This window comes from Streptomyces sp. NPDC126499, from assembly GCF_040302485.1.
In the GTDB taxonomy this organism is placed as follows: domain Bacteria; phylum Actinomycetota; class Actinomycetes; order Streptomycetales; family Streptomycetaceae; genus Streptomyces.
Window position 1 is genome coordinate 37085 of sequence record NZ_JBEOUO010000016.1, and the last position, 20021, is coordinate 57105.

The following is a 20021-nucleotide window of genomic DNA, read 5'->3' on the forward strand; positions in this document are numbered from 1 at the left end:
ACTCCAGGGCGCGGGACCGCACGGGGGCGGCGATTCCTACTGCTTTCTCCCGACCCGTTCAGTCAACACCACCCCGGGCTCTTTCGGCAGGGGGTGCCGGGGAGAGGAGTCCCGGGGCCCGGCGGAGGGCGGGCAGGCCCTCTTGTGCGGGTCGGTCCGGCGCTTCAAGGTGGGCGGGGAGAGGGAGCTTTCCGGCCGGGGAGGGAGCAGCCGCATGACGGACGCGAGGGGCACGGACGGGACGGGCACTACGGCCGATACGGAGGGCACGGACGGGACGGGCAGTACGGCCGATTCGCGAGGGAGGGGCGGGACGGGCGGGACGTCCGGTCCCGGCGGCTGGGAGTTCACGGACGACCGGGGGACGGCCCTGACGGCGGCGCGCCGGCCGGAACGGGTGGTGGCCTACGTACGGGCCGGGGCGGCCCTGCTCGACCTCGGGGTGCGGCCGGTCGCGGTCTACGGCTCCGGGCACGACGCCGATGTGCTCGACCCGGTCAAGGCGAGCGGTCTCGTGGCGGAGGGCGTGCCGTATCTGGGGCCCGGCCGGACGCTGGAGCGGAACCTCACCGAGGCGCGGACACGGGACCTGGGCGGCGTCGACCTGATCGTGGACGTGACGTACGACGGCAAGAGCCCGTACGCGGTGGACGAGGCGCTCGCCGAGCGGCTGGGAGTGCCGCTCGTCGCGCTCTCCGTCGGCAACGAGCTGCCGCTGGCCGCGATCGTCGACCGTTTCGGTGCGCTGGCCGGGGCGCTGGGTGCGACCGGTGTGCCGGGCGTGCCCGGTGGGAATGCCGGGCGGCTGGGTGACGCGGAGGCGGCGGTGCGGGCCGCGGCCGGGCGGACCGGGGTGAGCGTCCTCGCGCTGTCGGGCGCCGGTCCGGAGCAGGTGCACCTGGCGCGCCCGCACGCCTGGCCGGAGCTGGCCCGGCTCGCGGAGTTGGGCGTCCGGTTCGTCGACCCGGGGCCGGGTCCCGGCGCGAGCTGGCTGACCACCGACTGGGAGCACGCCGTCGGGCTCGGCCCGGACCTGGTGCTCTTCGACAGCCGGACCAACGCGGTGCCGCCGCACGCGGTGCCGGCGGGCGCGCGGTTGGCCCCCTGGAACCCGGAGACCCCGCCCAGCCCGGCTGCCTTCGCCCGGTTCTTCCAGGACCTGGCGGCGGCCCTCGAGGACGAGGGCCGGGAGGCGTAGCCCGTACGCCGACGGGGACCCGGGTTACGGCAGGCGCGCCCGCAGCGAGTTCGCGAACTCCTCCGCCCGGGCCAGCTGGTCGCGCAGTTCGGCGACGCGCTCGGCCGCGGCCCGCTCGTAGCCGCGGACCCGGGCGACGAGGGAGGCGCGGACGGCCGGGGCGAGCTCGCCGGGGGTGTCCGGGACGTCGGCGGCGAGACGGTCCACGGCGGCGAGGAGGTCACGGGTCTCGTCGAGCGTGAAGCCGAGCGGCTTCATCCGGCGGATCACCATCAGGCGCGCCACATCGGCGTCCGTGTAGAGCGGGAAGCCACCCTCGGAGGCCGCGGACGGGACGACGAGGCCGCTGTCCTCGTACTGGCGGATGGTGCGCAGGGACAGTTCCGTCCGTGCCGCGACCTCGCCGATCTGCAGGGGGCGCACCGTGCTGCTGCTCACCACAGGGGGTCCTTCCCTCGTACCGCACATCACATCCGATTTGTCCTCACTTCATCACTTATGAGGACCGGAAGGGCGGTGAAACGCCTGCGGAGGGCGGCGGGAATCGCGCTCCCGCCACACGAGGTGGTCGCTCACGGCCACACGAGGTGGTCGCTCACGGCCGCACGAGGCAGTCGCTCACGGCCACACGAGGCAGTACGGCTGGTGCCCCGCCTCGTGCAGGCGGTGGCTGAAGTCCTGCCATTCGTGCAGCAATTGGTACACGTTGAAGGCGTCCTGCGGGCCGCCGCGGTCGGGGACCGTGGACCAGATGAAGGCCGCGGCGCCGACCGACTCCTCGCCGATGCCGCGGAGCGGGTCGACCACGGTCATGGGCAGCTTCACCACGGCGTAGTCCGGGTGCAGGACGACCAGTTCCAGCGGGGGGACCTTGTGCAGGGGCATGCCCTGGATGCCGGTGAGGACCATCGCCGCTATGGTCTCCGGCTTGATCTTGGTGAACATGCCGCCCATGCCGAGCTCGTCGCCGCCGAGCTCCTCGGGGCGCATCGAGATCGGGACACGGGCCGCCGTCGCGCCGTCGGGCGCGCCGAAGTACTTGTACGTCACCCCCAACCGGCCACTCCCGCCACTCCCGCTGCTTCCGGCACTTTCCGCACTTCCGTCACTCGGACCGTTCGGGCTGTGGAGACCGCTGAGACCACTCAGACCGCCCAGGCCACTCAGGCCGTTCAGACCGCTCAAGCCGCTCGTGCTGCCCGGCGGCGGGCCTTCGACGGGGCCGGTCTCGCGGGCGCGGGCGCGGCGGGCCCGGGACCTGGCCACCCGGGAGGACTCGTCCTGGCCCGGCCGCTCCCCGGCCGGCGCGTCGGAAGCGGCACGGGTCTCGCCGGCACGGGTCTCGCCGGTCCGCGGGTCGGCGGCACGCGGGTCCGTGGGCCGGACGTCGGCGGCTCGCGGGTCGGCGGGCCGGGCGTCGGAAGCGGCACGGGAGTCGGCGACCCGGGGCTCCGGTGCGCGCGGCTCGGTCCGGGGGTCGGCCGGCTTCGGCTCGCCGCCCGTCCTCGGTTCGCCCGTCCTCGGCTCGTTCGCCCTCGGTTCTTCCGTCCTCCGGCGCCGGTGCCTCCCCCGCCGGACAGGCTCGGGACCCAGGTCGTCAGTCCCCTCGCCCGGTCCGCCACCGCGATGCATATCTCCACCCGACTGCTGTTCCAGACCGCACGTCCGCGCGTCCGACCGCGCGGTCCGATCATCGTGCCAGTGACCTCCCCCGCGATCGTGCGGTGAAACACCTGTCCGCAAGATCGCCGTGGCCTCTGACACCATGGATTCCGTGAGCCATCCCTATGACGCCCCAGTTTCGCAGACGCGGAGGACGAACGCCCTGGTGTAGTCCACAGGATGCCCACACCGTCCCCACCCGTCCCCGTCCTCGCCCCCACCCCTTCCCGTTTTCCCCGTCTTCCCCGTCCGCTTTCGTCCGCTCCTCCGTACCCGACGTCGTACTCGCAGGTCAGGATCACAGTGCCGTATTCATACGAAGCCCCAGTCTCACAGACGCTTTTCGACCGCGCCTCCCTTGTGACGCCCGGCGGCGTGAACTCTCCGGTGCGAGCCTTCCGGGCCGTGGGCGGTACGCCCCGGTTCATGGTGTCCGGTACCGGTCCGTATCTCACCGACGCGGACGGTCGCGAGTACGTCGACCTGGTCTGCTCCTGGGGGCCGATGATCCTCGGGCACGCGCACCCCGAGGTGACCGCGGCGGTGCAGGAGGCCGTGGCGCGCGGAACCTCCTTCGGCACGCCGGGTGAGGGCGAGGTCGCGCTCGCCGAGGAGATCGTCGCCCGGATCGAGCCGGTCGAGCAGGTGCGTCTGGTCTCCTCCGGCACCGAGGCGACGATGTCGGCGATCCGGCTCGCCCGCGGCTTCACCGGCCGCGCCAAGGTGATCAAGTTCGCCGGCTGCTACCACGGGCACGTGGACGCGCTGCTCGCCGCGGCCGGCTCCGGCGTGGCGACCTTCGGGCTTCCGGACACGCCCGGCGTGACGGGCGCTCAGGCCGGCGACACCATCGTGCTGCCGTACAACGACCTCCAGGCGGTGCAGGAGGCGTTCCACCGCTACCCGGGCGAGATCGCCTGCGTGATCACCGAGGCCTCGCCGGGCAACATGGGCGTCGTCCCGCCGCTGCCGGGCTTCAACCAGGGTCTGAAGGACGCCTGCGCGAAGAACGGGGCGCTCTTCATCTCCGACGAGGTGATGACCGGTTTCCGCACCTCGCGGGCCGGCTGGTACGGCATCGACGGAGTGAAGCCGGACCTGATGACCTTCGGCAAGGTCATGGGCGGCGGCTTCCCGGCCGCGGCCTTCGGCGGCCGCGCCGACGTGATGGGCCACCTCGCCCCGGCCGGCCCGGTCTACCAGGCGGGCACCCTGTCCGGGAACCCGGTGGCCACCGCCGCCGGGCTCGCGCAGCTGCGGCTGCTCGACGAGGCCGCGTACGACAGGGTGAACGCCGTGTCGAAGGAGATCCAGGGCCTGGTCACCGAGGCGCTGGCCAAGGAGGGCGTGGCCCACCGGCTGCAGACCGCGTCCAACATGTTCTCGGTCTTCTTCACCTCCACCGAGGTGCGCGACTACGAGGACGCCAAGAAGCAGGAGGCGTTCCGCTTCAACGCCTTCTTCCACTCGATGCTGGCGGACGGCGTCTACCTGCCGCCGTCGGCCTTCGAGTCCTGGTTCGTGTCGGCCGCGCACGACGAGCGGGCCGTGGAGCGGATCGCCGCCGCCCTGCCGGCCGCCGCCCGCGCCGCCGCGGAGGCGACGGCATGAGCGAGAACGCCACGGGGAGCGGGGCGGGCGGGGCGGGCGACATCACCGTCGTCCACCTGATGCGGCACGGCGAGGTGCACAACCCGGACGGCATCCTCTACGGCCGCCGCTCCGGCTACCACCTGTCGGAGCTGGGCCGGCAGATGGCCGACCGGGTCGCCGAGCACCTGGCGGGCCGGGACATCACCCGGGTCGTCGCCTCCCCGCTGGAGCGGGCGCAGGAGACGGCGGCGCCGATCGCCAAGACCCACGGCCTGGACCTGGTCACCGACGAGCGGCTCATCGAGGCGGGCAACGTCTTCGAGGGCAAGACCTTCGGCGTCGGTGACGGGGCGCTGCGCAGGCCGGGCAACTGGAAGCACCTCACCAACCCGTTCCGGCCGTCCTGGGGCGAGCCGTACATCGAGCAGGTGGTGCGGATGATGGCCGCGCTGGACGCGGCGAAGGACGCGGCCCGCGGCCACGAGGCGGTGTGCGTGAGCCACCAGCTGCCGATCTGGATCGTGCGCAGCTTCGTGGAGAAGCGCCGGCTGTGGCACGACCCGCGGCGCCGGCAGTGCACGCTGGCCTCGCTGACCACGTTCACGTACCAGGGCGACAGGATCGTGTCGGTCGGCTACAGCGAGCCGGCCCTGGATCTCGTGCCGGTGCATCTGCGGGCGGGCGCCAAGCCGGTCAAGGGCAGGGCGAAGGCCTTCGGGGCGTAGGCGCGCCCGCTCGGCGAGGCGGAGGCGCCGGATCCGGTCCGGGGCGTAGACGCCGGGCCCGGACCGGGAGTAGAAGACCCTCAGGGGCGGTCGGACGATCGTGAGTCGTCCGGCCGCCCCTTGAAATTTCTGTGCGATTTCCGGGAACCTCCGTGTTCCTCCCCGCATCTCACTCATTGTCGGTTTGGATGACGTTCGGGTCATGTGTCAGCGCGAATGGGGATGTCATGCGCGGGATCAATCGAAGGAGCCTGCTCGGGGCGGGAGTCGGCGCCGCCGCGGCCCTCGGACTGGCCGCCTGCGACGGTGGCGGCCAGGACACGGCGGGACCTTCCGGACCCGGCAAGGGCGGTGACGCCACGGGCCGCCCGACCGCCCCCGCCACCCCCACCCAGGACGAGGGCCGGCCGATCGGCGACGGGTCCACCGCCGACACCGGCAAGCAGCCGAACCAGCCCGACGCCCCCGTGCCGCTCGAACCCGGCCAGACCCCGCCGCAGTTCGTGATCTTCTCCTGGGACGGCGCCGGCGAGGTCGGCAACGGTCTCTTCCCGCGCTTCCTCGAACTCGCCAAGAACCACGACGCGGCGATGACTTTCTTCCTCTCCGGCATCTATCTCCTGCCGGAGTCGAAGAAGCACCTCTACCGCCCGCCGAACAACCGGGTCGGCGCCTCCGACATCGGCTACCTCACCGACGACCACATCAAGGACACCCTGAAGTACGTCCGCCAGGCCTGGCTCGACGGCCACGAGATCGGCACGCACTTCAACGGCCACTTCTGCGGCGGCTCCGGCTCCGTGGCCCACTGGACGCCCGCCGACTGGCAGAACGAGATCGACCAGGCCGTCGGCTTCGTCACGAAGTGGAAGACGCACAGCGGCTGGACCGACCTCGACCCGCTGCCCTTCGACTACACCAAGGAGCTCGTCGGCGGCCGCACCCCCTGCCTGCTCGGCCAGGACAAGCTGCTGCCCACCGCCAAGCGCCTCGGCTGGCGCTACGACGCCAGCTCGCCCGGCGGCCGCCAGACCTGGCCGGTCAAGCGCCAGGGCATCTGGGACCTGCCGCTGCAGGCCGTGCCCTTCCCCGGCCGCTCCTTCGAGGTCCTGTCGATGGACTACAACATGCTCGCCAACCAGTCGAAGAACTCGACCAAGGGCATGCCCTCGCGCTATCCCGGCTGGCGCAAGCAGGCCACCGAGGCCTACCTGGCCGGCTTCCGGCGCGCGTACGAGTCCAACCGCGCCCCCTTCTACATCGGCAACCACTTCGAGCAGTGGAACGGCGGCATCTACATGGACGCCGTCGAGGAGGCCCTCAAGGGCATGGCCGGCAAGAAGGACGTCCGCCTCGTCTCCTTCCGCCAGTTCGTGGACTGGCTGGACGTCCAGGACCCGAAGATCCTCGCCAGGCTCCGTACGCTCGGGGTCGGCGAGTCCCCGGCGGGCGGCTGGAACGCCTTCCTGCGCCCGGCCTGACCCCCGTGCCCGGGCACCGGAGTCCCCACGTCGGCTTAACCGATCTTGACAAGGGGCGTTACGGGCACGTAGGGGGGTGCCCAAGATCGGCGAAACGCCCATGCGAAACTTTTCACATGAGTCCTAGCCGCGCACCCCGCCGCGCCCTGCTCACGGCCGGAACCCTGGCCGCCGCGCTCGCGCTGACCGCCTGCAGCTCCGACTCCAAGGGCAAGTCGGGCGGCGGCGGCGACACCAACTTCGTGACCAACACGGGCGGTATCGCCACCGTCGCCAAGGGCGAACGCCACGCCACGAAGAAGATCGCCGGCGAGACCCTCGACGGCAAGCAGTTCGACGTTGCCGGCCTCAAGGGCAAGGTCGTCGTCCTCAACGTCTGGGGCTCCTGGTGCAGCCCCTGCCGGGCCGAGGCGCCGCACTTCGCGAAGGTCTCCAAGGAGTACAAGGCCAAGGGCGTCGAGTTCGTCGGCCTCAACACCCGCGACTTCAAGAAGCAGGACGCGATCAACTTCGAGGCGGACTACGGCGTCACGTACCCGAGCCTCTACGACCCCGCCGGCAAGATCATCCTTCAGGGCTTCCCCAAGGGCTCCCTGCCGCCCCAGGCCATCCCCTCCACCATCGTCCTCGACAAGGACGGCAAGATCGCCGCGCGCTCCCTCATGGCCCTCGACGAGGCCAAGCTGAAGTCCATGATCGACCCGCTCCTCGCGGAGAAGTGACGTGAACGAGACGGTCTTCAGCGGAGCACTCCTGCTCGCCCTGCCCATCGCCGTGCTCGGAGGACTCGTCTCCTTCTTCTCCCCGTGCGTCCTGCCCCTGGTCCCCGGCTACCTCAGCTACGTGACCGGCGTCACCGGCACCGACCTCGCCGAGGCCCGGCGCGGCCGGATGGCCGCCGGGGCCGGACTGTTCGTGCTCGGCTTCTCCGCCGTGTTCGTCTCCGGCGGCGCCCTGTTCGGCTACTTCGGCTGGACCCTCCAGGAGCACCGGGAGGTCCTGACCACCGTCCTCGGCATCCTCATGATCGCCATGGGCGTCTTCTTCCTCGGCCTGATGCCCTGGTTCACCCAGCGCGAGTTCCGCTTCCACAGGAAGCCCGTCACCGGCCTGGTCGGCGCGCCCGTGCTCGGCGCGCTCTTCGGCATCGGCTGGACCCCGTGCATCGGCCCCACCCTCGCCTCCGTGCAGGCGCTCGCCGCCGAGCAGGCCAGCGCCGGCCGCGGCGCGCTGCTCACCTTCGCGTACTGTCTCGGCCTCGGGCTGCCGTTCGTGCTCACCGCCGTCGCCTTCCGCAAGGCGCTCGGCGCGTTCGCCTGGGTGAAGAAGCACTACGCGTGGGTGATGCGGATCGGCGGCGGGATGATGATCCTCACCGGCGTTCTGCTCCTCACAGGTGCGTGGGACAGCATGGTGTCCACGATGCAGGGCTGGTCCAGCGGTTTCACGGTGGGGATCTGAGAGTTGTCGAGATGAGCAAGACGGAAACTGACACGCACGACATCGGCGAGGCCGGCGCGCAGCTGTCCACCGCGCCGCGCGAAGACACCCCCGACGGCGGCGGCAGCGGCATCGGCGGGCCCACCCTCGGCCCGATCGGCTGGATCCGCTGGTTCTGGCGGCAGCTGACCTCCATGAGGGTCGCCCTGATCCTGCTGTTCCTGCTCTCCCTCGGCGCGATCCCCGGCTCGCTCATCCCGCAGACCAGCGCGGACGAGCTGAAGGTGCAGCAGTTCAAGGACGCCCACGAGACCCTCACGCCGATCTACGAGAAGCTCCAGCTCTTCGACGTCTACGGCTCGGTGTGGTTCTCCGCGATCTACATCCTGCTGTTCGTCTCGCTCATCGGCTGCATCGTGCCCCGCACCTGGCAGTTCGTCGGCCAGCTCCGCGGCCGCCCGCCGGCCGCCCCGAGGCGGCTCACCCGGCTGCCCGCGTACACCACCTGGCGCACAAGGACCGAGCCCGAGCAGGTCCGCGAGGTGGCGCTCGCGATGCTCAAGGGCCGCCGCTTCCGCGCCCACGTCACCGGTGACGCCGTCGCCGCCGAGAAGGGCTATCTCCGCGAGACCGGGAACCTGCTCTTCCACGTCGCGCTGATCGTCATCCTCGTGGCCTTCGCCGTCGGCCAGGTCTACAAGTCCGAGGGCGGCAAGCTGATCGTCGAGGGCGACGGCTTCTCCAACACGCTCACCCAGTACGACGACTTCAAGTCCGGCTCCCAGTTCTCCACCGACGAGCTGGCCCCGTTCAGCTTCAGCCTGGACAGCTTCACCGGCACGTACGAGAAGAACGGCCCCCAGCGCGGCACCCCCCGCACCTTCGAGGCGGCCGTCACCTACTCCGAGAACGGCGGCCCGGACAAGAAGGCCGTCATCCGCGTCAACGAGCCGCTCCAGGTCGGCGGCTCCAAGGTCTATCTGATCGCCCACGGTTACGCGCCGGTCGTCACCGTGCGCGACGGCCGCGGCAAGGTGGTCAGCAGCGGCCCCGTACCGCTGCTGCCGATCGACAACAACATCACCTCGACCGGCGCGCTCAAGGTGATGGACGGCTACCGCGACAGGAACGGCAAGAAGGAGCAGCTGGGCTTCCAGGCGTTCTTCGTGCCGACCTTCGCGGGCGCGGGCAAGGGCACGATGTTCTCCCAGTTCCCCGCCCTCGACTTCCCCGTCCTGGCGCTCACCGGCTACCACGGCGACCTGCGCGTCGACTCCGGTCTGCCGCAGAACGTGTACCAGCTCGACACCTCGAAGATGAAGCAGTTCGCCGTCGAGGGCGGCACCGGCAAGGCCAACCGGCTCCTGCCGGGCGAGACCATGACACTGCCGAACGGCGCCGGCTCGGTCACCTTCGAGAAGGAGATCAAGGAGTGGGCGAGCTTCCAGATCTCCCAGCAGCCCGGCAACGGACTCGCCCTCGCGGGCGCGATCGCCGCCATCGCCGGACTCGCCGCCTCGCTGTTCATCCAGCGGCGCCGGATCTGGGTGCGGGCCGTGAAGGGAGCCGACGGCGTCACCGTCGTCGAGATGGCGGGCCTCGGCCGGAGCGAGTCCGCCCGGCTGCCCGAGGAGCTGGCCGAGCTCGCGGTCACGCTCCACACCGAGGCGCCGACCGCGCCGGAACCCGCAGAAGAACCTGCCGAAGAGTCCGAAGGGGCTGAGAAGTGATCCTCGCCGCCGCGACCAACGAGAGCCTGGCGCAGATGAGCAACACGCTCATCTACTCGTCGATGGCCGTCTACACACTGGCCTTTTTCGCCCACATCGCCGAGTGGGTGCTCGGCAGCCGCAGCAAGGTCGGCCGCACCGCCGCCGCGCTCACGCAGCCGACGACCGCCGCGGCCCCGGCCGTGACCGTGCGGGGCAAGACGGCCGGCGGCGGCACCGCCGTCCTCGACAAGCCCCAGGTCGTCACCCGCTCGGCCGCCGGTGCCCGGGACGTCCCGGACGGCCCCGGCGCGGCCGGCGGCACCGTCAAGGGCGACCTGTACGGGCGCATCGCCGTCTCGCTGACCGCGCTCGCCTTCCTCGTCGAGGCGTCCGGCGTCGTCACCCGCGCACTGTCCGTGCAGCGCGCCCCCTGGGGCAACATGTACGAGTTCTCCACCACCTTCTCCACGGTGGCGGTCGGCGTGTACCTCGGCTTCCTGCTCTTCAAGAAGAACGTCCGCTGGATCGGTCTGCCGCTGGTGACGACCGTCCTGCTCGACCTCGGCGTGGCCACCACCTGGCTCTACACCGACAGCGACCAGCTGGTCCCCGCCCTGCACTCGTACTGGCTGTGGATCCACGTCTCCACCGCCATCTTCTGCGGCGCCGTCCTCTACCTGGGCGCCGTCGCCACCCTGCTGTACCTGTTCCGGGACGCGTACGAGAACAAGCTCGCGTCCGGCGGCGAGCCGGGCTCCTTCGCCCGCTCCGTCCTGGAGCGGCTGCCCGCCGCCGCCACCCTCGACAAGTTCGCCTACCGGGTCAACGCGGCGATCTTCCCGCTGTGGACCTTCACGATCATCGCGGGCGCGATCTGGGCCGGCGACGCGTGGGGCCGCTACTGGGGCTGGGACGCCAAGGAGGTCTGGTCCTTCATCACCTGGGTCGGTTACGCCGCGTACCTGCACGCGCGGGCCACGGCCGGCTGGAAGGGCCGCAAGGCCGCGTACATCGCGCTCATCGCCTTCGGCTGCTTCCTCTTCAACTACTACGGCGTGAACATCTTCGTGAGCAGCAAGCACTCCTACGCCGGAGTGTGAGCCGGGAGCCCCGGCGGCGGGGGCCTGCCGGCGGCGGGGCGCTCCCGGCGGCTCGCGTTGGCACGGCGCGGGCCCCCGGGCCACGCTGGAGGTATGCACGCCGGAGGCACGAGCGAGATACCCCGGGGCAGGTGCGAGACCCACGACGGCGACGCGCACCTGCTGCGGTTCGTGGTCGAGCTGCCGCACCCGATGGCGCGCGTGTGGGCCGCCGTCGCCACGCCCGAGGGCCTGCGGCGGTGGCTGTGCGCCGCCGACCCGCTGGAGCCGCGCCTGGGCGGGCGGGTCACCCTGCGCTGGTTCGACAGCGACACCGTCGTCTCGGGGCGGGTGACCGCCTGGGACCCCGAGTACGTGGCCGAGTACACGGTCGATCCGCCGCACGGCCGGATCCGGTTCCACCTGGAACCGGGCCGCCCGGACGTCGCCGGGTCGACCGTGCTGCGTTTCACGGCCGAGTTCCGCGGGACGCGGGAGGCCAGGCTGGACATGCTGGCGGGCTGGCACGAGCACCTGGAACGGCTGCGGGACGCGCTGGACGGGCGGCCGACGGACTGGCTCGACTGGTCCGCCGACCGCCGGCGGGAGCTGCGGGAGCGGTACGCGCGCGACGAGGCGCCCTGGCCGAAGTGGGTGCCGTAGGGGCAGCGCGGGTGTACGAGGCCCCGCCCTGAGCCTGCCCGGTCAGCCCTGCTTCGGCGGCCGGCGGGTGTAAGAGGCCCCGCCCCGTACGTGCCCGCTCAGCCCCGCTTCGGCGGCAGGCAGCTCGCCGTCGGCGGGTCGCCCTCCGGCCAGGCCAGGGCGACGAAGCGCTGCTTGCCGTCCTGGGTCAGCTCCACGATCGGCACCGCCTTGTTGTACGGGTTGCCGAAGTTGTCCAGGCAGATCCAGCCGCTCGCGCCCTGCACCCGCAGGGAGCCCTTGACCTGCGGCCACTGGGTGGCGACGTCCGCGAGCTCGGGGTGGGCCGCGCCGGCCGGGGTGGCCTGGCGGATCGCGTGGACGGCGGTCGCCATCGCGTCGTACGCGACGATCGCCTGCCCGTCGGCGAGCGCGATCGGCCGCGTGGAGGCGCGGGCGATGTCGGTGACGAAGGTTTCGTACGCGACCGTCGAACCGCCCGTCGCCGGGACCGGCCGCCCGGGGGCGGGGCGCCAGGCGTCGGGGTGGGCGAGGGAGGCGTAGCGGACGGTCAGCCGGGCCTTGAGGGCCTTGCGGTTGAGCTTGCGGTCGGCGCCCAGGTAGGAGCCCTCGTCGCCGGTGAGGACCGTGAAGTGCCGTTCGACGCAGCCGCGGGCGCCCAGCGCGTTGATGAACTGGCGCAGCTGGGTGTGGCGGCCGGCGAAGAAGACCGTTTCCGCGCGGGTGTCGCAGAGGAGGTGGGTGATCTGCTTGAACGTGTTGGCGGTGGTGCCCTCCTCGGTGGGGTCGGGCGGCGAGGTGAACAGCTGCGGCTCGTAGGGGGCGCCCTTGAGGGAGGTGGCGAAGGCCGACTTGAGGGTGTCGGTGTAGTGGTCGCCGGTGCGGGTGTCCTGGACGAGGATGGCCTTGGCGGCGTCGACCTCGCCGAAGTGCGCGAGGGCCTTGGCCTCGTCGCCGTTGGTGGGGGAGACGCGGGCGAGGCCGGGGAAGCGGTTGTGGCCGGGGCCGGGACCGTTGGCGATGTCGTCGGCGGTGATGGTGGTGCCGACGACGGCGATGCCCGCGCCGGTGAGGGCGGCGACGGCCTGCCGCACCTCCGCGGAGGAGGTGGCGACGCCGGTGACGGCGCGCAGCCGCTGCGGGGCGGCGGTCATCGTCTTCAGCTGCTCGACGGTGGTCTTCCAGTGGGCGTTGCCCTTGCCGGTGTTGGCGAGGACGAGCCGGATCCTGGGCATCTCGCTGTTGGACTCGTGGTTGGCCCGGTACTGGCGGGCGTAGGCGCCCTGCAGCTCGTGCAGGACCTTGACCCGCATGCCGGGGTCGGTCGAGGTGAGCGGCAGGAGGACGGCGACGGTGGCGTACTCGTCCGCCTTGAGGGTGGCGTTCTCGCGGCCGATGAGCCCGGCGATCTCGGCGAGTTCGGGGACGCCGAAGGCGTAGCCGTCGCCGTTGACGCCGACGCACTCGGCGGAGCCGGCCGGGCGCTCGACGCCGGGCGCGCAGGAACGGTCCTCCGGTGTGGTCCAGGTCTTGATGCCGTAGCCCAGCGGCACGCCGATCACGACGAGGGCGATCAGGGCGGCGAAGAACTTCCGCCTCGGGGTGTAGAGCAAGCGGTGGATGCTGTCGCGCAGCCGGTTGGCCATCGGCTCAGACTCCGTCCTCGTGGTCGCGGCCCGGCGGCAGCGAGGGCCGGCGCCAGGCGTGGATGTCCCTCGGCCAGTGGGTGGCCGCGTCCCACAGGGGGCTGTTGCCCGTCAGGTGGCGGCCGGAGAGCTGGCGCAGCTCGTGGGCCAGCTTCTCGGTCACCTCGCCGTCGGGCAGGGCGAGTGGATCGGTGAGCAGCCATACGGCGTGCAGCAGGCGCCGTACGGACAGGTGGAGGGCGATCGCCTCGGCGTCGAGCCCGTCGGGCAGGTCGGACGCGTGCCGGCCGAGGGCGACGGCCCGGCGCGGGTCGGGGCCGCCGTCGCCGTGCGGGTCGCGGGGGTAGGGGGCGGAGGCGATGAACCGGAGCCGGCCGAGCCAGCCCACCACGTCGGGCTCGGGGAAGGTGGTCCGCAGATGGGTCACGGCGTCCTCGACGCGGCCCAGGGCCAGTTCGTGGTGCAGCCTGTACGGGATGTTCGCGGTCTGCTCGTAGTGCCGGTGCAGGGTCTCGTGGACGGCGCGCCAGGCGGCGTGGCGCGGGTGGTCGGCGTCCCCGAAGCGCAGCCGGTGCAGCAGCAGGGCGCGCAGCAGCGGGTCGGCGACGAAGTGCTCGGGGCCCTCGGGCCAGTCCTCGGCGCGCAGCTCGTCGCGGACGAGCAGGGCCATGTCGCCGTCGCGGGACTCGGTGTGCAGGCGGGTGCGGGCGAGCAGCCGGGCCGACTCCTCGTCGTGGGCGGCGGCCAGGACGGTGAAGGGCTCCAGGCGGGGCTGCGGGAGCAGGGTGCCGAGCAGGGCGGGGGCGACGGGCACGGGCCGGGAGTCCTCGCGGAGCTCCACGGTCAGGTCGAGCAGGGCACCGGGGGTGAGGGTGGGCCGGGCGGGGCGCGGGGCCTCGGCGGCGGCCTGCGCGAGGAGCATCACGCCGAGCGGGCGGCCGCCGGTGAGCCGGTGGACGCCGCGGGCGAGATCGGCGGGGGTGCGGCCGGAGGGGTCGAGGCGGTCGAAGGCGGCCTGGGTCTGGGCGGGGGAGAGCGGGGTGAGCTCGACGGCGAGGATGCCGGAGGTGACGTCCGCGCCGCGCGGGGCGGGCGCCCGGTGGGCGGTCTCGGGCAGCCGCAGCCGGTGGGCGTGGCGCAGGCCCTCGTGTTCGCGGACGCGGGAGGTGGCGAGGACCACGACCTTGTCGCGCCGGCCGTCGTGGCGGGCGCGCAGGATCGGTTCGACGAGGCGGCGGCCCAGCTCGCCGTGGGCGTTGTCCAGGAGCAGGACGGGCCGGCCGCGGCGGGTGCCGACCCGGGTGATGCCCTTGTAGGCCTGGCCGAGGTCCTCCAGGAGCGCGCCGACGAGGAAGTCCTCGGCCTCCTGGCGGCGCCGGCCGCCCTGCTCGAAGTCGACGGCGAGCTGCTGGAGTCCGGCCTTGCCGCGGCCGCCGGCGTTGCGGTAGCTGCCGTAGAAGCCCTCGGAGCGCTGCTGGACCCGGCCGAAGACCTCTTCGAGGACGGTCTCGACGGTGGCCTCGGCGAGCAGCCCGGCGAGCGGCGCGGTGGTCTCCGCGAAGGAGGCGGCGAGCTTGCTCAGCACCTTGGTGACCCAGTTGGTGGCGGCGCCCTTGGTGGCGTCGACGGTGGACAGCACCGGGCCGAGCCGCTGGAGGTCGCGCTGGGCCCGCTCGTCGTCCTCCTGGGTCCAGCCGATGGAGGCGACGGCGACCAGACCGAGCGAGAGCCGCGGGAACTGCACGGGCTTCGCGCCGGTCACCCGTGGCGACAGCTGCACGGCGAGTTCGGAGAGGGCGCCGGTGACCTCGGTCCAGCCGGGCCCGTGGTCGGCGGGCGGCTCGATGTGCGCGCAGTCGAGCAGCGCGAGCGGGGTGGCGCCCTTGTAGGTGTTGCGGAGCTGCTTGAGCAGGGCGGTCTTGCCGAGCCCGCGCCCGCCGGTGAAGACGACGACCGGCGGGTCGTCGCCGTGCTCGTACGGCACGCGGGCCAGGCCCTCGCCGCCGAGCCCGATCAGTCGCGCGGCGAGCCCCGTGCGGTGGAGCACCGCCTCGCGGCCGTACAGGACTCTTTCCACCCGCTACCCCCCGCATCCCACCAGACGTGCCCCGTCACATCCTCAAGAACGGATTATCGACGGGGAGTTGGGCTTCGGCCAGGCTTTTGGGAAGGCAGTGGCAAGTCGGGCGGCTACCCGGCGGTGATCGCGGCGAGCCGCTCCCGCAGATAGGCGTGGGACTCGACGCCGTCGACCGTGGTCCCGGGGTCGCACTCGTAGAAGTAGACCAGCGACATCAGCTCCTCGGCGGGCGCGTCGGCCGGGGGCGGCAGGACCCGGTGGCGGCCCGAGCGCCAGCGGCCGCCGGTCCAGCCGGCCATCAGGTCGCCGATGTTGACGGTGAAGGACTCCGGGTCGTACGGGGCGTCCTGCCAGCCGTGCGCGTCCGTGTGGACCTGGAGGCCGCCCCTGCCCGCCTGCCGGTCGAGGATCGTGACGGTGCCGAAGTCGGTGTGCGGGCCGATGCGGAACTGGCCCGGCGCCGGGTCGCCGACCCGCTCCCGGCCCGGGTACCAGTTGATGTTGAAGCCGAAGGTGGGGTGCCCGGTGTGCCGGGTGAAGAAGTCCGCCTCCTCGCCGAGCGCCCGGCCCAGCACATCCAGGACCCGGTCCGACAGCGTCCGCATCAGGCCCAGGTACTCCTCGACGAGCGGGCGCAGCTCCGGCACCTCGGCGGGCCAGGTGTTCGGCAGGAACCACTCGGCGTCCACGGCCGCATCCCCGGTGGGCTCCTCCGCCGCGAAGGACAGGGACTCCTTCAGGTCGGGCGGGGTGGCGGTGCCCTCCGCGTAGCCGTTGGCCTCCGCCCCGGGACCGAGCCAGCCGCGCCCGCCGACCTTCACGGCGTACCGCTCCTTCACGGCGGCGGGCAGGAGGAAGAAGGACCGGGCGCTCTTGCGGATCTCGGCCCGCAGTGCGGGGGAGACCCCGTGCCCGGTGACCAGCAGGAAGCCGGCCTGCCGCAGGGCGCGGTCGACGGCGGGCAGCTGTCCGCCCGGGTCCCGGCGCAGGTCGATCGTCGGAAGGCTCGCCTCAGTCATCGCCGATGTCCTCGTTCCACAGCGCCGGGTGTTCCCGTACGAAGTCCCGCATCAGCGCGGCGCACTCCGGATCGTCGAGCACCAGCACCTCGACCCCGTGCGCGGCCAGCCAGTCGTGCCCGCCGCGGAAGGTGCGGGCCTCGCCGACCACCACCCGCGAGATGCCGAACTGGCGCACCAGGCCCGAGCAGTACCAGCACGGGGACAGGGTCGTCACCATCGTCGTCCCCCGGTACGAGCGCTGCCGCCCGGCCGCCCGGAACGCCTCCGTCTCCGCGTGCGCCGACGGGTCCCCGCCCTGCACCCGCCGGTTGCGCCCCCGCCCGAGCAGGCCCCCGTCGGCCCCGTACAACGCGGCGCCGATCGGAATCCCGCCTTCGGCGAGCCCGGCCCGCGCCTCGTCGAGGGCGATGCGGAGCAGGTGGCGGGCGTGGGAGTCGTCCATGGGGGGACTGTTCCCCGGCGGGGGGCCGGGATCACGCCTGAGGAAAAGACCGGGGGTGCGGAGCCCTGTCCACGGACGGGAAGATCAGGACGAGCGTGGGCGCAGGGCCCTCGTGATGTGGAGCTCCAGAGGGCTCCGCAGCGTGTCGAGCGGCGCCGTGGACGACGCCTTGGGGCCGCACTCCGCCGGGTCCGCGTGCCAGTACGCGGGGATGTGGGCGCCGCTCCCGGCATCGTCGCCGATCGGCAGGGAGGCGCCGTGGATCGGCAGGTGACAGTAGGCGCACCGCTTCGGCATCTCGCCCATCGCGGGTCCTCCGTTCAGGGCGGTTCCTCGGTGAAGACGTGCATCGGCCATGACGAGCAACGTAGGGAGGGCGCGTCGGCGCGGGCCAGGTGATGTTCTCGGATGTTCGCGTGCTCTGGCCGGATGTTCTCCTGTGGTCTCACAGGAGGGTGGGCAGACTGTGGATCAGTGCTGCCGGTGCGGTGAATGCTGTGGGTGCCACGCCGACACCGAAGGAGACGACATGGCGCGACGACTGCGGTTCAACGGAACGGACAGCAAGAACGGTGGATGCCCTGCCCTCCACGAGGACCTGGGCTCGGGGGAGATCATCGTCCAGGGGACGCCGGTGACCGACCCCGATGACCTCGCCCAGCTGCAGCACTTCGGCCCCGGTGACGCAGCCGTCACCGTACCGCGTGAACTCCTCGTCAACCACGGCCCCAAAGCGATGGAGCGCGTACCCAAGATCATCACTCTGGACGAGTTCGGTCAGCTGTTCCACCACTTCGAGCACTCCGCATGGCACTTGGAGACCCGCCGCGGCTACGCGTCCGATCGCGAGGACCCGGGGTTCGCAGAGTTCTTGAGGACGGGGACCGCGCCTATGGACATCGACAGCGAGTGGTGCACGAACATCCGTCGGCAGACCGAGTCGGGCAAGTACGTAGGCCGCGTACGCGTGGTCGACGATCCGCCGACCACGGGACAGCTGTTCCTCCTCAGCTACGCACGGTGCAACGCCGCCACAGGCGAGGACGTGCGGAACCTGTGGCGCGAGGAGGCCGAGCGCGCACACCTGCCCGAGGGGGACTTCTGGATCTTCGACAGCCGCCTGGTGGCCGTTCTCCGCTTCGACGACGAGGACGTGTTCCACGACGTCGAGGTCATCACGGAGCCCGCCGAGGTGCTGAGGTACTGCCAGGTCCGCGACGCCGCGGTGCACGCGTCCGTGCCGTACGACGAGTTCGCCACCCGACTCCGCGCGAAAGGCCAGTGACCGTCACCAGTGAGCACGGACTACCAGCAGGCACGGGAGGTTTTGGGCGCGCGTCTACGGGAGCTGCGCTTCGCCGCGCCCAATGGCCGGCTCACTGGTACGCAGCTTGCCGAGCGGCTCGGTTGGCCGCACTCGAAGGTGTACAAGCTGGAGGGCGGACGGCAGACGGCGACCAGCGACGATCTCCGCGCGTGGGCGGGCGCCGTCGGCAGGCCCGAGGTCTTCGAAGAACTCGACGCCAGGCTCCGTGGGTTCGAGTCCCACATCCGATCCTGGCGGCGCCAGCTCGCCGCCGGTCACCGTCCCGTGCAGGACGGCTGGAACGCGGCTGTCGCCCAGGCACACACCATCCACGTGTGGGAAGAGGCCGTCATCCCGGGCATGCTCCAGACCGCCGACTACGCGCGGCACGTCTTCCTGCGGTACGCCGACCTTCAGGGCACCGCGCGAGACACCGACGAGGCGGTGCGAGCGCGTATGAAGCGGCAGAACTGGCTGTACGAGAGTGGTCGGCACTTCCATGCGCTCGTGTGGGAGGCCGCGTTGTACGCCCGGGTATGTCCGCCGTCCGTGCTGGTCAGCCAGCTGGATCGGCTCACCGGAGTCATCGGCATGGACACCGTGCAGCTGGGGATCGTACCGCTCGGTGCGTCTCTCAAGGTTCCCGCCGCGAACGGTTTCTGGGTCCTCGACGAGCGGCTGGTGATCGCCGAGGACTGGCATGCCGAGCTGTGGCTCGATGACGGTGATTCCGTGGCCACGTACCTGAGGGTCTGGCGCATGCTCAAGGAGTCGGCGGTGTTCGGAGCGGACGCCCAGAACGTGATCAGCGGCATTCGCCGCTCGATGCGTCCCGGGGACTGACCGGGAGCTATTCCTTCCCGGCGTTGAGGGGCGTGACGTACGAGCCCTTGCCGCGAACGGTGATCACGAGCCCACGGTCCCGGAGCTCCTGCGTGGCGCGCCGGGCCGTGAGGCGGGCCACGCCGTACTCCTCGGCAAGGCGGTTCTCGGACGGGATCGGGCGGTCGGGGGCGAGGGCGCCCGAGGCGATCTGCTTGCTGATGATCTCGGCCAGCTGGATGTAGAGCGGGGTGGCGCTCTGCGGGTCCAGGGGCGCACTCGGTGAGGACGTTTCGCTCATGTGTCCAACGTAGAGCGATGCACACTGACACGATCGAGTGGATCCCTCTGTACTTGTATACAGAGGACTACATGGCGGTCTACGTTTTTCGGAACAGCACAGACCCCGGCGAGGTGGCTAGACCTCCCGGGGCATGGCCACCAACTACAACGGAGTTGATGACGTGCGGAACCCTATCGCGCACCTACTGATGTGGCTGCTCATTCTGACCCTCCCACCGACCGGCAGGCACCGGCCCCGACCGGTCGCTCGGCCTCGCCCCATGGCGGCACCGAACCCCACGCCCCGCCCCCGCGTCCCCGCCCCGCGGTCCCCCTACGCCCGGGAGCAGGCGCTGCTCCTCGACGGCGCCCGTTCGCCGTTGGAGCGCCCCTACCTGGCAGCCGCCTCCGCGCGAGCGGAGCAGCGCAGGCGGCGGCGGGCGTTGTGGCTCGCGACGGTCGGGGTGGATGTCGACCGCCGGAACATCCACGCCGGGGCCGCCCGATGAGCCGCTGCGGGGCCCGGCGGCCCGTGGTCGCCGTCGTGGAGGTGATGCGGGCGGTGTGCGCGGGCTCGGTCTGTGTGCTCGCCGTCGGGCATGACGGGCCCCACCGCGACCGCGCGGGGGACGCGTGGTGGGTGACGCCCGAGATCGCCGACGCGGTGAGCGTGTCCCTGCTGGCCCACGCTCTGACGGCCGCGCCCGAGCCGGAGTTCCGGTCGCCGCGCTGCATCGTCGGCCGGCACGACCGCTGCCGGGACCACGTGCCGCAGGACACCGGCGTACAGGGCGTCCGTCATCTGGTGTGCGGGTGCGCCTGCCATCCCGCGCCCCCTTCCTGACCGGCCACCGACCGGTCGGGCGCA

At 72.0% G+C, this 20021-nt stretch carries 21 protein-coding genes; 13 read left to right on the top strand and 8 right to left on the bottom strand.

Annotation, left to right across the window (positions count from 1 at the left end):
* Window positions 1-214 precede the first annotated feature (214 nt).
* Window positions 215-1198, top strand: coding sequence for an ABC transporter substrate-binding protein (locus ABTZ91_RS23400; RefSeq protein ID WP_352079158.1), 984 nt, complete (start codon window positions 215-217; stop codon window positions 1196-1198).
* Window positions 1199-1222: 24 nt separating this feature from the next.
* Here ABTZ91_RS23400 and ABTZ91_RS23405 read toward each other — a convergent pair whose 3' ends face one another.
* Together ABTZ91_RS23405 and ABTZ91_RS23410 are read right to left on the bottom strand one after the other, a co-directional pair.
* Complete coding sequence (locus ABTZ91_RS23405; protein WP_352079159.1) at window positions 1223-1636, bottom strand: MerR family transcriptional regulator; 414 nt, start codon at window positions 1634-1636, stop codon at window positions 1223-1225.
* 180 nt (window positions 1637-1816) lie between these two features.
* Window positions 1817-2254, bottom strand: coding sequence for a hypothetical protein (locus ABTZ91_RS23410; RefSeq protein ID WP_274710761.1), 438 nt, complete (start codon window positions 2252-2254; stop codon window positions 1817-1819).
* A gap of 909 nt (window positions 2255-3163) precedes the next feature.
* Here ABTZ91_RS23410 and hemL point away from each other — a divergent pair.
* From hemL to ABTZ91_RS23450, 8 genes are all read left to right on the top strand, one after another.
* Window positions 3164-4471 carry a glutamate-1-semialdehyde 2,1-aminomutase gene (hemL, locus tag ABTZ91_RS23415; RefSeq protein WP_352079160.1) on the top strand — a complete coding sequence of 436 codons (1308 nt, stop codon included), beginning with the start codon at window positions 3164-3166 and terminating at the stop codon, window positions 4469-4471.
* Window positions 4468-5178, top strand: a complete 711-nt coding sequence (locus ABTZ91_RS23420; protein WP_352079161.1) for a histidine phosphatase family protein — start codon at window positions 4468-4470, stop codon at window positions 5176-5178. Before hemL ends, ABTZ91_RS23420 begins: the two co-directional genes overlap by 4 nt.
* A 227-nt stretch (window positions 5179-5405) precedes the next feature.
* Entirely contained in the window at window positions 5406-6659 is a 1254-nt protein-coding gene (locus ABTZ91_RS23425) for a hypothetical protein (protein ID WP_352079162.1), read from the top strand.
* Window positions 6660-6775: 116 nt separating this feature from the next.
* A complete protein-coding gene (locus ABTZ91_RS23430) occupies window positions 6776-7381 on the top strand; it encodes a TlpA disulfide reductase family protein (protein ID WP_352079163.1) in 606 nt (201 codons plus the stop codon).
* Window position 7382: 1 nt separating this feature from the next.
* Window positions 7383-8120, top strand: a complete 738-nt coding sequence (locus tag ABTZ91_RS23435) for a cytochrome c biogenesis protein CcdA (RefSeq protein WP_352079164.1) — start codon at window positions 7383-7385, stop codon at window positions 8118-8120.
* Between the two features lie 11 nt (window positions 8121-8131).
* Window positions 8132-9829, top strand: a complete 1698-nt coding sequence (locus ABTZ91_RS23440; protein WP_352079165.1) for a cytochrome c biogenesis protein ResB — start codon at window positions 8132-8134, stop codon at window positions 9827-9829.
* Window positions 9826-10911: a c-type cytochrome biogenesis protein CcsB gene (ccsB, locus tag ABTZ91_RS23445; protein WP_352079166.1), complete on the top strand. Its 1086-nt coding sequence runs from the start codon at window positions 9826-9828 to the stop codon at window positions 10909-10911. The genes ABTZ91_RS23440 and ccsB overlap by 4 nt, the downstream gene beginning before the upstream one ends.
* 93 nt (window positions 10912-11004) lie before the next feature.
* On the top strand, window positions 11005-11553 hold the full coding sequence (locus ABTZ91_RS23450; protein WP_352079167.1) for an SRPBCC domain-containing protein: 549 nt from the start codon (window positions 11005-11007) through the stop codon (window positions 11551-11553).
* Window positions 11554-11651: 98 nt separating this feature from the next.
* Here the strand turns inward: ABTZ91_RS23450 and ABTZ91_RS23455 are convergent, their stop codons facing one another.
* From ABTZ91_RS23455 to ABTZ91_RS23475, 5 genes are all read right to left on the bottom strand, one after another.
* On the bottom strand, window positions 11652-13199 hold the full coding sequence (locus ABTZ91_RS23455) for a hypothetical protein (RefSeq protein ID WP_352079168.1): 1548 nt from the start codon (window positions 13197-13199) through the stop codon (window positions 11652-11654).
* A 4-nt stretch (window positions 13200-13203) separates the two neighbouring features.
* Window positions 13204-15276, bottom strand: coding sequence for a hypothetical protein (locus ABTZ91_RS23460; protein ID WP_352079169.1), 2073 nt, complete (start codon window positions 15274-15276; stop codon window positions 13204-13206).
* Window positions 15277-15389: 113 nt separating this feature from the next.
* The gene (locus ABTZ91_RS23465; protein ID WP_352079170.1) at window positions 15390-16298 is read right to left on the bottom strand and encodes a 2-oxoglutarate and iron-dependent oxygenase domain-containing protein; all 909 of its coding nucleotides are present in this window, start codon (window positions 16296-16298) and stop codon (window positions 15390-15392) included.
* Window positions 16291-16743 (bottom strand): nucleoside deaminase, encoded by a 453-nt coding sequence (locus ABTZ91_RS23470; RefSeq protein ID WP_352079171.1) that lies wholly within the window; start codon window positions 16741-16743, stop codon window positions 16291-16293. The genes ABTZ91_RS23465 and ABTZ91_RS23470 overlap by 8 nt, the downstream gene beginning before the upstream one ends.
* 84 nt (window positions 16744-16827) lie before the next feature.
* Window positions 16828-17100: a hypothetical protein gene (locus ABTZ91_RS23475; protein ID WP_352079172.1), complete on the bottom strand. Its 273-nt coding sequence runs from the start codon at window positions 17098-17100 to the stop codon at window positions 16828-16830.
* Between the two features lie 172 nt (window positions 17101-17272).
* Here ABTZ91_RS23475 and ABTZ91_RS23480 point away from each other — a divergent pair, with 172 nt between their 5' ends.
* Window positions 17273-18028 carry a DUF6879 family protein gene (locus ABTZ91_RS23480; RefSeq protein ID WP_352079173.1) on the top strand — a complete coding sequence of 252 codons (756 nt, stop codon included), beginning with the start codon at window positions 17273-17275 and terminating at the stop codon, window positions 18026-18028.
* Between the two features lie 9 nt (window positions 18029-18037).
* Window positions 18038-18892: a helix-turn-helix transcriptional regulator gene (locus ABTZ91_RS23485; RefSeq protein ID WP_352079174.1), complete on the top strand. Its 855-nt coding sequence runs from the start codon at window positions 18038-18040 to the stop codon at window positions 18890-18892.
* 7 nt (window positions 18893-18899) lie between these two features.
* On the opposite strand, the gene ABTZ91_RS23490 is transcribed toward ABTZ91_RS23485, so the two are convergent.
* Window positions 18900-19172 (bottom strand): GntR family transcriptional regulator, encoded by a 273-nt coding sequence (locus ABTZ91_RS23490; RefSeq protein WP_352079175.1) that lies wholly within the window; start codon window positions 19170-19172, stop codon window positions 18900-18902.
* Between the two features lie 262 nt (window positions 19173-19434).
* Here ABTZ91_RS23490 and ABTZ91_RS23495 point away from each other — a divergent pair, with 262 nt between their 5' ends.
* Complete coding sequence (locus ABTZ91_RS23495) at window positions 19435-19662, top strand: hypothetical protein (protein WP_352079176.1); 228 nt, start codon at window positions 19435-19437, stop codon at window positions 19660-19662.
* The gene (locus ABTZ91_RS23500) at window positions 19659-19997 is read left to right on the top strand and encodes a hypothetical protein (protein ID WP_352079177.1); all 339 of its coding nucleotides are present in this window, start codon (window positions 19659-19661) and stop codon (window positions 19995-19997) included. The genes ABTZ91_RS23495 and ABTZ91_RS23500 overlap by 4 nt, the downstream gene beginning before the upstream one ends.
* Window positions 19998-20021 lie beyond the last annotated feature (24 nt).

Bases quoted from the DNA above. Each gene is read 5' to 3' on its own strand.
- ABTZ91_RS23400 (WP_352079158.1), top strand. From the start codon at position 215: ATGACGGACGCGAGGGGCACGGACGGGACGGGCACTACGGCCGATACG.
- ABTZ91_RS23420 (WP_352079161.1), top strand. From the start codon at position 4,468: ATGAGCGAGAACGCCACGGGGAGCGGGGCGGGCGGGGCGGGCGACATC.
- ABTZ91_RS23425 (WP_352079162.1), top strand. From the start codon at position 5,406: ATGCGCGGGATCAATCGAAGGAGCCTGCTCGGGGCGGGAGTCGGCGCC.
- ABTZ91_RS23430 (WP_352079163.1), top strand. From the start codon at position 6,776: ATGAGTCCTAGCCGCGCACCCCGCCGCGCCCTGCTCACGGCCGGAACC.
- ABTZ91_RS23440 (WP_352079165.1), top strand. From the start codon at position 8,132: ATGAGCAAGACGGAAACTGACACGCACGACATCGGCGAGGCCGGCGCG.
- ABTZ91_RS23450 (WP_352079167.1), top strand. From the start codon at position 11,005: ATGCACGCCGGAGGCACGAGCGAGATACCCCGGGGCAGGTGCGAGACC.
- ABTZ91_RS23455 (WP_352079168.1), bottom strand. From the start codon at position 13,199: ATGGCCAACCGGCTGCGCGACAGCATCCACCGCTTGCTCTACACCCCG.
- ABTZ91_RS23465 (WP_352079170.1), bottom strand. From the start codon at position 16,298: ATGACTGAGGCGAGCCTTCCGACGATCGACCTGCGCCGGGACCCGGGC.
- ABTZ91_RS23470 (WP_352079171.1), bottom strand. From the start codon at position 16,743: ATGGACGACTCCCACGCCCGCCACCTGCTCCGCATCGCCCTCGACGAG.
- ABTZ91_RS23475 (WP_352079172.1), bottom strand. From the start codon at position 17,100: ATGGCCGATGCACGTCTTCACCGAGGAACCGCCCTGAACGGAGGACCC.
- ABTZ91_RS23480 (WP_352079173.1), top strand. From the start codon at position 17,273: ATGGCGCGACGACTGCGGTTCAACGGAACGGACAGCAAGAACGGTGGA.
- ABTZ91_RS23490 (WP_352079175.1), bottom strand. From the start codon at position 19,172: ATGAGCGAAACGTCCTCACCGAGTGCGCCCCTGGACCCGCAGAGCGCC.
- ABTZ91_RS23495 (WP_352079176.1), top strand. From the start codon at position 19,435: ATGGCGGCACCGAACCCCACGCCCCGCCCCCGCGTCCCCGCCCCGCGG.
- ABTZ91_RS23500 (WP_352079177.1), top strand. From the start codon at position 19,659: ATGAGCCGCTGCGGGGCCCGGCGGCCCGTGGTCGCCGTCGTGGAGGTG.